The organism is Helicobacter japonicus (assembly GCF_000762845.2).
Taxonomy (GTDB): domain Bacteria; phylum Campylobacterota; class Campylobacteria; order Campylobacterales; family Helicobacteraceae; genus Helicobacter_C; species Helicobacter_C japonicus.
The window spans coordinates 99,201-111,753 of the sequence record NZ_JRMQ02000001.1 but is presented as its reverse complement, the minus strand read 5'-3'; the positions used below and the strand labels follow the sequence as shown (position 1 = coordinate 111,753).

The 12,553-nt window shown below is 36.0% G+C and carries 14 protein-coding genes; 11 read left to right on the top strand and 3 right to left on the bottom strand.

Annotation, left to right across the window (positions count from 1 at the left end):
• Window positions 1-16: 16 nt before the first annotated feature.
• The 8 genes from LS65_RS09990 to LS65_RS00465 all read left to right on the top strand — a co-directional run bounded on the left by LS65_RS09990 (window position 17) and on the right by LS65_RS00465 (window position 7,225).
• Window positions 17-448 carry a hypothetical protein gene (locus LS65_RS09990; RefSeq protein WP_052061144.1) on the top strand — a complete coding sequence of 144 codons (432 nt, stop codon included), beginning with the start codon at window positions 17-19 and terminating at the stop codon, window positions 446-448.
• 52 nt (window positions 449-500) lie between these two features.
• A complete protein-coding gene (rsmD, locus tag LS65_RS00495; RefSeq protein WP_034363068.1) occupies window positions 501-1,094 on the top strand; it encodes a 16S rRNA (guanine(966)-N(2))-methyltransferase RsmD in 594 nt (197 codons plus the stop codon).
• 1 nt (window position 1,095) lies between these two features.
• Window positions 1,096-1,683 (top strand): flagellar basal body-associated protein FliL, encoded by a 588-nt coding sequence (fliL, locus tag LS65_RS00490; RefSeq protein WP_034363070.1) that lies wholly within the window; start codon window positions 1,096-1,098, stop codon window positions 1,681-1,683.
• A 1-nt stretch (window position 1,684) separates the two neighbouring features.
• Window positions 1,685-2,140 carry a holo-ACP synthase gene (gene acpS, locus LS65_RS00485; protein WP_034363073.1) on the top strand — a complete coding sequence of 152 codons (456 nt, stop codon included), beginning with the start codon at window positions 1,685-1,687 and terminating at the stop codon, window positions 2,138-2,140.
• A 205-nt stretch (window positions 2,141-2,345) separates the two neighbouring features.
• Complete coding sequence (locus tag LS65_RS00480; RefSeq protein ID WP_034363076.1) at window positions 2,346-2,732, top strand: DUF485 domain-containing protein; 387 nt, start codon at window positions 2,346-2,348, stop codon at window positions 2,730-2,732.
• An 8-nt stretch (window positions 2,733-2,740) separates the two neighbouring features.
• Window positions 2,741-4,390 carry a cation acetate symporter gene (locus LS65_RS00475; protein WP_034363488.1) on the top strand — a complete coding sequence of 550 codons (1,650 nt, stop codon included), beginning with the start codon at window positions 2,741-2,743 and terminating at the stop codon, window positions 4,388-4,390.
• 246 nt (window positions 4,391-4,636) lie between these two features.
• On the top strand, window positions 4,637-6,409 hold the full coding sequence (locus LS65_RS00470; RefSeq protein ID WP_034363078.1) for a Na/Pi cotransporter family protein: 1,773 nt from the start codon (window positions 4,637-4,639) through the stop codon (window positions 6,407-6,409).
• 15 nt (window positions 6,410-6,424) lie between these two features.
• On the top strand, window positions 6,425-7,225 hold the full coding sequence (locus LS65_RS00465; protein ID WP_034363081.1) for a polysaccharide deacetylase family protein: 801 nt from the start codon (window positions 6,425-6,427) through the stop codon (window positions 7,223-7,225).
• A 47-nt stretch (window positions 7,226-7,272) separates the two neighbouring features.
• Here the strand turns inward: LS65_RS00465 and LS65_RS00460 are convergent, their stop codons facing one another.
• Window positions 7,273-7,596, bottom strand: a complete 324-nt coding sequence (locus LS65_RS00460) for a TRL-like family protein (RefSeq protein WP_034363083.1) — start codon at window positions 7,594-7,596, stop codon at window positions 7,273-7,275.
• 193 nt (window positions 7,597-7,789) lie between these two features.
• On the opposite strand from LS65_RS00460, the gene LS65_RS00455 reads away from it, so the two are divergent.
• Window positions 7,790-8,083, top strand: coding sequence for a hypothetical protein (locus LS65_RS00455; protein WP_236096576.1), 294 nt, complete (start codon window positions 7,790-7,792; stop codon window positions 8,081-8,083).
• A gap of 324 nt (window positions 8,084-8,407) precedes the next feature.
• Here LS65_RS00455 and LS65_RS00450 read toward each other — a convergent pair whose 3' ends face one another.
• Window positions 8,408-9,313 carry an AEC family transporter gene (locus LS65_RS00450; protein WP_034363085.1) on the bottom strand — a complete coding sequence of 302 codons (906 nt, stop codon included), beginning with the start codon at window positions 9,311-9,313 and terminating at the stop codon, window positions 8,408-8,410.
• A gap of 201 nt (window positions 9,314-9,514) precedes the next feature.
• Between LS65_RS00450 and LS65_RS00445 the strand changes: the two genes are divergently transcribed.
• On the top strand, window positions 9,515-10,615 hold the full coding sequence (locus LS65_RS00445; protein ID WP_034363087.1) for an Mrp/NBP35 family ATP-binding protein: 1,101 nt from the start codon (window positions 9,515-9,517) through the stop codon (window positions 10,613-10,615).
• Window positions 10,616-10,749: 134 nt separating this feature from the next.
• On the opposite strand, the gene LS65_RS00440 is transcribed toward LS65_RS00445, so the two are convergent.
• Window positions 10,750-11,163 carry a hypothetical protein gene (locus LS65_RS00440; protein ID WP_034363089.1) on the bottom strand — a complete coding sequence of 138 codons (414 nt, stop codon included), beginning with the start codon at window positions 11,161-11,163 and terminating at the stop codon, window positions 10,750-10,752.
• Window positions 11,164-11,303: 140 nt separating this feature from the next.
• Between LS65_RS00440 and lysA the strand changes: the two genes are divergently transcribed.
• On the top strand, window positions 11,304-12,548 hold the full coding sequence (lysA, locus tag LS65_RS00435) for a diaminopimelate decarboxylase (protein WP_034363091.1): 1,245 nt from the start codon (window positions 11,304-11,306) through the stop codon (window positions 12,546-12,548).
• The last annotated feature ends 5 nt before the right edge of the window (window positions 12,549-12,553 follow it).

The following is a 12,553-nucleotide window of genomic DNA, read 5'->3' as shown; positions in this document are numbered from 1 at the left end:
AAAAAGGAATGTAAAGATGAAAATTGCTATATCTTGTGTATCACCATTGGTGCAAAGTAGCTTGGAACATTTTTTAAAAGATATGCTAGTTAGCGAGGAAGAATGCGATTTTGTGATTAGTGATGATGAAAAAAGACAGAGTGCTAAACCTTTGTGTTTAGTGCTTGATGAGCCATACTCTCATATTCGTAAGCCTTTTAGCGCACAGAGTTTGAATGATGATTTGCAAGCTTTTGATGAGAAGATTCGTTATAGTAGTAAAAAAATAGAATCTACCACAAATGAAACACCTTATGAATCTTTTGTCCCCTCCGTTGAGCCACCAGTTTATGCCCATAGCAATGCGCAAGATATACAATCACTCATAAGGGCAGTATGTGATGAACACGCAAAGGAGCTTAGTAATAAGATTTTTGCCTTATTAAAAGAGCAAAACTTGATAAAATAAAGGCAAATTTAGAATCTTAATAAGGTAGAATGAGCATTCAGGGGATTTTATAATGGTGCATTTTTCTATACAGGCTGGGACGCTTAAGCATCTCCAACTTATTTTTAATCCCGAAGAAAATACGCGTCCTACAAAATCAATTGTGCGTGGGTCATTTTTTGATACTTTGGGTGCAGATATTATAGGAAGTGTGTTTATAGAAGCTTTTGGTGGCTGCGGTTCGATGGGGATTGAAGCACTCTCTCGTGGAGCGCGTGAAGCAATTTTTTATGAGATAGACAAAAAAGCTTATGAGATTTTATCGCGTAATCTTTGTCTTGCGCAAAAAAGAGTAAAAACTTTACAATTTCGTAGTTTTAATACCGATTTTTTTATACAGCCTTTAGAGGAGTATATGAGAAGTGAATCTCAAGTAGTTTTATATCTCGACCCACCTTTTTGCATACGAGCAGGTAAGGCTAATATTTATGAGCGATTGATTACAAAAATATGCAATTTGGATAAAACAGGTAAAAGTAGCATAAGTTTAATTGTTTTTGAACATTGGAGTGGGTATAATATGCCTCACATCATTGGGAGATATAAGAAACTCAAAATGCGTCAGTTTGGCAAAACTACGCTGACTTATTATGTAGTAAAGGATTGAAATGGCAGAAGAAGAAAAAGCAGCAGATAGCGGTGGAGAGAAAAAAAGTAAAGCAATTTTATTTGTGATTATCGGCATTGTAGTAGTGTTGGTTCTTTTGGTGGGCATTGTATTGGCATTACTAATGACAGGTGGGCACGATGAAGAGGAGCATAAAGAAGAAGCACCACAACAAGTGCAAATGCAACCTGTTTCACAACAGCAAGCAACAAAAATTATCGTAGGTAATACCGTTTCTGTGCGAAGCACTGATAAATTTGCACCTGGTTTAATTTATCCTGCGGAAGGTCCTATTAATTTTACTGTGAATCTTATGACACAAACAGGTAAAAGGTATCTCAAAACAAGTATGCAGTTTGAGCTTGATAAAGATGAAATAAAAGCAAATGCCACAAAAATGGAGCTTGATAAAAAACTACCTATGGTGAAGGATACAATTATTGAGATTCTTTCTTCTAAATCCTTAGAAGATGTGGCGGCTACAAAAGGTAAAAACCGCGTAAAAGATGAAATAGTTAAGCGTATTAATGAATTTTTGATTGATGGGCAAGTGAGTGATGTGTTTTTTGTTGAATTTGTAGTGAGTTAGATTGATAGGTATTGATATTGTAAGTATTGCGCGTATGCGCACTTTTGTAGAAAAATTTGGGATTAAGGCATTAAGACGTTTTCTATCAAATGATGAAATTGCACTTTGCCTTAAGCAATCTGGACAATCTCAAGTAAAGATTGATAATGACATACCAGATTCTAAAATTTGTTTAGAATCTGTTCTTCCTTACCATCACACTTCTATTGATATGCAATCTATTAATATTGCCCGTATAGCTGGTTTTTGGGCAGCGAAAGAAGCTTGCGCAAAAGCATTGGGTGTAGGTATCGGGCGAGAGTTAGGATTTTTGGATATATGTATCAATAAGAATAGCAAAAATGCCCCTTATATTTTCATTAGCGACAAAAAAAAGGCATATTTTGGCTTTAACTCTCTTGCTTTAAGTATTAGCCACGATGGTGGATTTGCTATTGCTGCTGTCATTTGTGTGTAGCTTATTTAACTCATTTTTTATATTTGGGTTCAGAATCTAAATGTCTCTTATCTTCCATATATTTTTAAGTGTTACATTTTTACTATATTTAAAAAGTTATATGATGATTTTGTTACATATTCTTTGAATATAAAATTTTTATTGATACCTTAAGTATCATATTGCTTTAAAATAGCAATATAGTTCAAATAAAGGAGGTATTGTGATGAAACTCTCTCAACAACAAGAAAAAGCCCTTTCAGCTTTTAGGCAATTTGTATCATTTAGAAATAAAATTGCACTTGTTATGTCGGTTGTCATTCTTTGTGCTTATTATATATTTGTGCTTGGTGTGGGATTATTCCCAGAAGTGTTAGGGTATCGTTTGGGACCTAGTTCCATTACGCTTGGTATTATTGTAGGTATCTTTCTTATCGCGTTATGTATTGTCGCCACAGGACTTTATACATTTTTGGCAAATACTTATTTTGATAAGGATCAAGAGGAGATTTTGGATTCGTTGCGTGAGAGCAAAGTTATAGAATCACTAGAAAAGGGGGAGATTTGTTATAAAGATTATCCCATAAGCCATACGCAGGAGGAAACAAAATGAAAGTATGTATGAAATGGGGCATTGTGCTTGTAGTGTTCGCACTTGTAAATCCATTATATAGTGCATCTATCGACTTTGGTGGGGCAGTGTCAGATCTTAACCCTACAGCTATTGGTATGTTTTTAGCCTTTGTGCTAGCAACTTTGTTTATTACTTATCTTTCAAATAAGAAAAGTCAGTCAGCAAGTGGATTCTACACAGCAGGTGGAAATATTAGCGGTATGCAAAATGGTATAGCTATCGCTGGAGATTTTATGAGTGCAGCGAGTTTTTTAGGTATCACTGCACTTGTTTTTACAAATGGTTTTGATGGACTTATTTACTCCATTGGGTTTTTGGCTGGGTGGCCTATTATTTTGTTTCTTATTGCGGAAAAATTTAGGAATCTTGGCAAATTTACCTTTGCCGATATTACTGCTTATCGCCTTGATGCGAAGCCCATTCGTGTAATTTCTGCAATTTCTGCATTAAGTGTAATTGTTTTTTACTTAATCGCACAAATGGTGGGTGCAGGACAGCTTATTCAAGTGCTTTTTGGGTTGCCTTATACTTTGGCAGTGGTGATAGTAGGTATTTTAATGATTTGCTATGTGCTTTTTGGTGGTATGCACGCCACTACTTGGGTGCAAATCATTAAGGCAATATTACTTTTGGCTGGGGCAACTTTTATGGCAATTATGATTTTGTATTTGACAAAATTTGATTTGAGTTATTATTTCTCTCAAGCTATTTCACATCACCCAAAAGGTGAAGCCATTATGTCGCCGGGAGGATTCTTAACTGACCCCATTTCCGCAGTCTCTCTTGGACTTGCGCTTATGTTTGGCACGGCTGGTTTGCCACATATTTTGATGAGGTTTTTCACAGTGAAAGACGCCAAAGAAGCGCGTAAATCGGTATTTTATGCTACAGGCTTGATTGGATATTTCTATATCCTTACCTTTATCATTGGTTTTGGAGCGATTGTGCTTTTGCTTGGTAATGAGCATTTTACAAATGCAGATGGTTCATATAATGGCATTACAAATATGGTCGCTGTGAATCTTGCCTCTGTTATTGGTGGTGATTTATTCTTGGGCTTTATCTCTGCGGTTGCTTTTGCTACAATTTTAGCTGTTGTATCAGGCTTGGCTATTGCTGGGGCTGGTGCGATAAGCCACGATTTATTTGTGAATGTCTGCAAAGATGGTAAATGTGATGCACAGCTTGAGATGAAAGTAACAAAAATCGCAACGCTCTGCATTGGAATATTTGCCATTATCTTAGGAATCGTTTTTGAAAATCAAAATGTAGCTTTCACGGTAGGACTTGCTTTTGCTATTGCTGCGAGCGTGAATTTTCCTATCTTGCTCCTATGTATCTATTGGAAAAATCTCACCACAAAAGGCGCATTTTGGGGAGGACTAATTGGGCTTATTGTAGTGCTTGCATTAGTGATTTTAAGTCCTAGCATTTGGGTAAAGAGCTTTGGTTTTGATGTGGCAATTTTTCCCTATGACCACCCTGCAATTTTTACTATGCCTATAAGTTTTATAGCTATATATCTTATCTCTAAGCTTGATAATTCAAAAAGGGCAGAAAAAGATAGAGCTGGATTTAGCGCACAAGATTTTCGTGCGGAGAGTGGAATAGGCGCGAGTGAGGCAGTAGCACATTAAACAGGATTCTACAAGGGGTTGCACTTTATTAAACTTCATTCTGCTTTGGCACCATAACCTCAATGTATTATTGGGGTTATGTGCAAACTATAAAGTAATTTCATTTATTGCTAAAAGACACAAAGATTCCAAAATATGAGAATTATGTATCATTCATAGTAAAATGGCTCTATAAATTTTATTTTTTAAGTGCTGTATCAATGTGAAAAAGCTACAATGATGAGCTATTGCAATAAGGGGGAACTTATGTTTCAAAAGTATCTTATACCTATATGTATTTTAGCTATTGTATATTTTGTTTCTACGAGTGATGCGCTTATGAGCGTGAGTGCGGGACTAGCTATTTTACTTTTTGGTATGCTTAGTCTTGGGAATGGATTTCGCACATTTAATGGGGGATTCTTAGAGAATCTTCTCACCACTTCGACAAATACTGCTCTTAAAAGTGTGAGTTTTGGGGCGGTAGCTACTGCGCTTATGCAAAGCTCTTCTTTGGTTTCTGTGCTTTCAATTTCGTTTGTATCGGCTTCTTTACTTAGTCTATCGCAAGGTATTGGTGTGATGTTTGGTGCAAATCTCGGGAATAGTGCGGGTTCTTGGCTGATTGCTGGAGTGAGTGGTATGAAGATTTCAGCTCTTGCCTTACCTCTTATTGTAGGTGGGGTATTATTTAATTTTCAAAGCACCAAGACAGCCAAAGGTGTAGGGCAGATTTTCATAGGGATTGGTTTTTTCTTTTTGGGTGTGGGTTATATTAAAGATGGTTTTGAGGAATATAAAGCAATCGTTGATTTCTCGCAATATTCTATGGACGGATTGCGCGGTGTACTTCTTTTTGTTGGACTTGGTGCATTAATGACAGCTATTGTGCAAAGCTCCCACGCGACTTTGACGATTATCATCTCCGCTCTTGCCACAGGAAGTATGACTTATGAAAACGCTCTAGCAGCGACACTCGGCACAAGTATAGGTGGTGTGATGACCGCGGTTATTGTTTCTTTTAGCACAAACATAGATGGAAAACGTTTGGCAGCAGCAAATTGTATCTTTAATTTTGCTATTGCTATTCTTGTCATTGCTACTTTTGATTACTTTGTATGGCTTAATACCGCTATTTCATCAATTATAGGTTTAACAGAGGATAGTGTGCTAAGAATCGCAGTATTTCACACACTTTTTAATCTCGTGGCAGTGGTGATTTTGCTTCCTTTTATCCCAAAAATTTCTACCTTACTAGAAAAAGTCTTACAAGATAAGGATACACAAATTGACAAACCTTTATATGTCAATAATGCGATTGTGCAATATCAAGATACAGCATATCTTGCTATGTATCACGAAGTTGAGCACCTTTATGAAAATGCCTTTGAGCTTATTGCGCATACACTTGGTTTTTCTCGTGCAGATATTAAGAGCGATAAAGATATGAAAGAAGTTCTTAAGGCAAATATATGGGCAAAAGAAGATATTGATGTGGAAATTTTTTATATCAAAAAAATCAAAGTGCTTTTTAATGCCATACTTGATTTTTCTACACAAGCACAAGCATATACGCAAGATAAAGTATATGTGCGTAAATTTGCGCTCCTTACTTCAGCATCGCGTAATATTGTCGAGGCGATTAAAAATGTGGAGCTTTTGCAGCCAAATTTAAAGAAAAATAGTCTCTCTAAGGATTTAATTCTCTCAAGTGAATATAACGCGCTAAGAGTTCATCTCGCAATGCTTTTACGAAACATAAATGAAATTCTCCTTTTTGAGAATATTCATCCGCAAGAAGCAATCATTAAGCTTAAGGCACAGAAGAAGGTATTTAAGAAGATGGATAAAGATTCTGTTATGTATATAGAATCTCTTTTAAATAAAAAGGACTTAAGCATACAAAATAGCACCTCTTTGCTGAATGCTGTGGGCTTTAGTAATAATATTGCTAAAGAACTTGTGAATGCGATTATACGAATGCAAAAAGCGCGCTTAGATGAAGAAGAGGAAGTGGTAACAAATGTGCAAAATCAATAGGCAATTAGTATATTAATGAGAAATAAAAAAAATTTTTTTATAAGTTTTTTTCTTATAGGTATTCTTTGTCTTATCGTAGCATTTGGTTATAAGATTTATGTGGAAAAGATTCGCCCAACAGCCCATATTTATACTTTAGAGGAGATAGAGCATAAGTATGCGAATATTGCGCCAACGCAATGGAGTGAGAATCTTGAGGGTGTTACTACGATTTTGCCTGATAAAAGTAAGCCTGTTGTATATCTCACATTTGATGCTTGTGGTGGAGCGTATGATAAGGCATTGATTGATTATTTAATTGCTCACAATATTCAAGCTACTTTGTTTATTAATGCGCGTTGGATTCATAAACACACAGATGATTTTATAAAACTCGCTCAAAATCCGCTTTTTTCTATCCAAAATCACGGCACAAAGCACCTCCCTCTTAGTGTAAATGGCAAATCAATTTATCACATCAAAGGCACAGATTCAGTGCGTGGAGTATATAAAGAGATTATGGATAATGATGAGCTTATTTTTAAACTCACAGGCAAAAAGCCACATTATTTTCGTTCTGGCACAGCATATTATGATGAAGTAGCAGTAAGTATTGCTAAAGATTTGGGTTATAACATTGGTGGATTTGATGTATTAGGCGATGGTGGAGCAACTTTTTCTAAGCAAAAGATTATCAAACAAGCGCAAAAAGCGCGTAATGGTTCAATTCTTATTTATCATTTCAATAAACCTCAAAGCGACACATTCGCAGGGATTCAAGAAGTCGTGCCTATGCTTTTAGAGAAAGGATTTCACTTTGGAAAGCTTGAAGAATAAAAAGTAAAGCCTCTCCCTTGGATAAGGGAAAAGGCTAAAGGCAATAATTAGTTACCTTTTACGATTGTTGTTGAAGTTGTGTAAAGTCCAAGAATGCTCCATATTTTAGAATCTACACTTTTGATTTGTGAGATATTACCAGCTTTTGCTGCTGCATCAATAGAACAATCACCAAGAGTAACTAAACCAAGAATATTTGAGCATTTTGCTTGTCCTTGTTTAGAATCTCCACCTGTTGAAGTGGCTGCCACAGGACCTGTCATATTAGAATACAACACACCTGAAGCAAGCCCTGCTGTGCTACCCATTGCACAACCACTAAAGAGTGCTACTGCACCACCAAAACCTAGAGCTAAAATTAGCTTTTTCATATAAACTCCTTAGAGAAAAATGTATGCATTTGGATTAACTCCTTGATGCTAGAATTTGATTATACAAAAAAAAAAAAAACAAAAGTCAAGAATAATTTTAATGTTAAGATTAACAATTCCCCGTTAAAATTTGTAATTTCAACAGAAATGATGTAGTATTTCAAGACATCAGAATATAAGGATTCAATCTAAAATGGCTCATTTTTCATTTAAATTTCAAGCACACACTCATACTTTGCTTTTAATTACTCGGGTTTGTTTTTTGATATTTGCACTTTTGCTCCTTTGCACTCTAGATCGTGGTATTATGGTGGCACATTTTTTACCCCAAAGCCTATGGCAGGAGCATTTAAGTGATTTTTGGGCAATGTGGTTTATGGGATTTAAGCTTGATATGCGTAGCATTGGTATTGCTATGCTTGGATTTGTTGTATTAAATTATTTTTTAGAATTTATACAAAATAAAAGATTCACATTTAGGAAGTAAAACAATTATCGCTGCAAGTGGAGACCATCGCGTAAGGGATTTTGAATCTAATCCAAGCATAGATAAAGCCCTCAATCACGCTGTTCCACTTTATCTCTATGTGCCACAAGATTATGCTCATCATATACATTATGACTCAACTCGTGTAGGCTCACATAAAGATATATTTCCTACACTCTATGCCTATCAAATATACAATATTCTATTGCGTGGAGGATTTTTAATCCACAATTACAAGAGGATTCTCATTAGCCTATTTAAAAGTAACTCCATACGCTAAAGCATATTTTACTCATACTTTACACGCACAGAATCTACTCTTGGTTATGTAATGGCTAACCACAAAGGCACACTTGCAAAACTAAGTAAGATTCCAAAGGCAATAGCACTTACAGCAAGTTTTGCATTTAATCCTGCTTTAATCACAATCGCACCAGCACTCACAACAGGTGGCATTGCCACTTCAATAAGTGCCATACGCCATAAGTCATTGAATCCACCAAAACCACAAAGCACAATAAGAAAGAGAACAAGAGGTGCGATGAGCATTTTGCCAAAAAGCAAGAGTGAAGTGAGTTTCCATTCTTCTTTAATACCTTTGAGGCTCATTTGCACCCCAATGGCAAAAAGTGCCACAGGTGTAGCAGTAAGGGCTAGGCTTTTTAGTGGGATAAATAAATCATCAGGGATTTCTAAGGGTATGAGTTTAAGTATTAAGCCAGAGATGAGGGCGAGAAAAAGCGGACTGCGAAAGAGACGCAACCCAATGGCTTTTGCACTAAAAACACCTTTTCCCCCGAGACTTAAGATTAAGGGTGCAAGGAAGGCAATAGGAATGCCGGTAACGATTTGGTCATAAATAATCACTTTGTTTGCGTAGTCTTCACCAAGTGCGCCATTAACAATAGGTAATCCTAAAAAAAGTGTATTGCCAAATGCCCCCATAAAACTTAGGGTAAGGATAGAGTGAGGGTGAAGTTTTAGAATCTTGCCAATACCAAAAAGGACAACCCCACCGCTTAGAGAACAAAAAAGGCTAATGAGGCATACATACAAAAATGCTATATCAATATGAGCATGATATGTGCCATTAAAGATTTGCGCAGGAAGAGCAAAATTAAGTAAAAATCCAAGCAAGATACCACTTTGTTTATCACCTACAAGGCGTAGAAGTTTTGCAATGTAGCCGATAAAGATAAAAACACATACACTATAAATAGCAAGAAGCATAAATCCTCCAAGCGAGCTTAAAGAGAGGCTGATTCTAATACACTTCTTTAAATATTTATTAACTGATAGGGCTAGGTATGGATAAATATAACCAGAGATATAAGTTAAATTTTACTTGATATAATCCCGCTTTATTTAGTATTATGATATATTTGTAAGATATTCATAATACAATTAAAATTTAAAATATAAGGATAAAAGATGGCAACACAGCAAGAAATTACTGATATTTTGCGTAAAGTGATTTACCCAAATTTTCAAAAAGATATTGTTACTTTTGGTTTTGTCAAAGAAGTGGAAGTGAGTAATAAAGATGTGAAAATCCGCGTAGATATACCTTCAAGCGCACAAGAGGTTATTGAAAAATTAAGGCAAGAAATAAGTCAAAAACTTGAAAGTGTATTGCAAGGAGCAACCTTACAGCTTGAAATTAATTCTCCTAAACCTGCACCACAACCCCAACCAAAAACAAAGAATCTCGCTCCACATATTAAACATTTTGTGATGGTAAGCTCTGGTAAAGGTGGTGTGGGAAAATCTACTACAAGTGTGAATCTTGCTATTGCTCTAGCACAGCAAGGCAAAAAGGTAGGATTACTTGATGCAGATATTTATGGTCCTAATATTCCGCGAATGCTTGGACTTAATGCAAATAAGGCACAAGTAGATGAAAGTCAAAAAAAGCTTATTCCACTTAAAGCTTTTGGTGTAGAAATGATGAGTATGGGTGTGCTTTATGATGAGGGACAAAGCCTTATTTGGCGAGGTCCTATGATTATGCGTGCAATAGAACAAATGCTTACAGATGTGATTTGGAGCAAACTTGATGTGCTTGTGATTGATATGCCACCAGGCACAGGGGACGCACAACTCACACTTGCTCAAAGCGTGCCTGTGAGTGCAGGTGTTATTGTAACAACCCCACAAAAAGTAAGTCTTGATGATAGTGCGAGAAGTTTAGATATGTTTGATAAGCTTAAAGTGCCAATAGCAGGCGTTATTGAAAATATGAGCGGATTTATTTGCCCAAATTGCGGCAAGGAGTATGATATTTTTGGTAAAGGCACAAGTGAAGAACTTGCCACATCATATAACACTATGGTATTAGCTCAAGTGCCACTTGAACCAAAGGTGCGCGAGGGTGGCGATAATGGTAAGCCTATTGCATTTTTTGAGCCAGATTCTCAAAGTGCAAAGGCATATATGCAAGCAGGTGCAAGGTTAGTAGAGTTTTTAGATAGAGTAGAATCTCAAAATCTCGCTGACAATAAAGATATTCAGCCTACACAGCATAAGCATTAATTGGGTTGTTGGAATAACTTGATTGGTGGGCGCACACCCTCTTTTGGGAGAGCCCAATGGGGCTCGTATATTAATTCTAAATGCTGGCAAGAATAATCCTGCTCACTTGCTAATGTTTCTCGCTTGTTTGAATTTTATTTTAAATCTCTTGCATTAAGACCACGATTAAGTGTTTTGCTTAGCTCGCTTGCCAAGTCAGGATTTAGCTCTTTTAAATGTTTTTCGGTTTCGATAATAAGATCTGTTGAAGTGTGAGGATGGACAATAACAGCAAAAAAAAAGCTTTTTTTACGATAATCACTTAATTCCAGATTGTCATAATACTGAAAGAAATTATCCACTGCTTCGGTAAGTCTAGCAAGGGGCGTTTTTGGATTATCTAAGATTTTCATAATTTCTTCAATACTCATAGTTTTACTTTCATCAGCTTTGTTATATTCTGCATTTTTTGGTGCTGGACCAAAAAGCCACAGTAAAGTTACGAGTACGAAAATAGCCACACAAAATATACTCACAAGCATAAATACACTATTTGGTGATAAAGTCATAGCAATCCTTGTAAAATTTAATGAAAGAAAACTATTAGTTTAACATAATATTATGCTATTGTGGCTAAAATTATGCGATAAAACATTGTCTTTAGTCAATTTTTAAAATCTTGCTTCATTATAAGATATGAGGAATAGATATGGATTATTTACAACTTGCAAAAACTTACAAAACACCCCTTTATGTGTATGATTTGGCAAAAATTACAGATGCTTTTTCTGAGATGAAAGACGCTTTTAAAGCACGTAAATCACTTGTTTGTTATGCGCTTAAAGCAAATTCTAACCTTTCTATTATTCATCATTTAGCAAAGCTTGGGAGTGGAGCGGATTGTGTATCTATTGGTGAAGTGAAAAGAGCATTAAAAGCAGGGATTCCAAAATATAAAATTATTTTTAGTGGTGTAGGAAAGCAGGATATTGAGATTGAAGAAGCACTTCAAAGTGATATTTTATTTTTAAATGTAGAGAGTGAGGAAGAGTTATTTCGTATTGAATCTATTGCTAAAAAACTTGATAAAGTCGCTCGTATCTCTGTGCGCGTCAATCCAAATATTGACGCTAAAACTCACCCTTATATTTCAACAGGATTGAGTGAAAATAAATTTGGTGTAGATATAGAGCAAGCAAAATCTATGTATATTTTTGCTAAAAATGCACCAAACCTTGAGCCTATTGGGATTCATTTTCATATTGGCTCACAACTTACAGAGTTAGAGCCAATCAAGCAATCTGCACAAAAGATTGCAGAGCTTGCCCATAGTCTTCTTGCTCTCAAAATTGATTTGAAATTTTTTGATATTGGTGGTGGTATAGGGATTTGTTATACAGATGAAACACTTATTAATCCTTATGATTACGCTCAAGCGATTTTAGGTGCGTTGTATGGACTTGACTTGACAATTATTTGTGAGCCCGGACGCTTTCTTGTAGGAGAGAGTGGTGTGTTACTTACAAGTGTGCTTTATGAGAAATATAATGGCAAGAAACGATTTGTGATTGTCGATGCAGCGATGAATGACCTTATACGTCCAGCACTTTACCAAGCTACACACGAAGTTGAATATATTTTAAAAGGCAATAGAGAATCTCATACTTTGACAGACAATCTTTGTGATGTTGTAGGACCAATTTGTGAGAGCAGTGATTATTTGGCTAAAAATATTAAACTTCCATCGCTTCAAGCAGGTGATGTGCTTGTGCTTAAAAATGCCGGAGCGTATGGTTATAGTATGGCGAGTAACTATAATACTCGCCCGCGCCCTGCTGAAGTAGCATTTATGGGAGAAGATGTGCGTGTCATTAAGCATAGAGAATCTCTTGATGATATGATGAGAGATGAGGCAGAGTTGTTACAAAATTATGAAGATTCTAAGTGCGATTAAGGGAG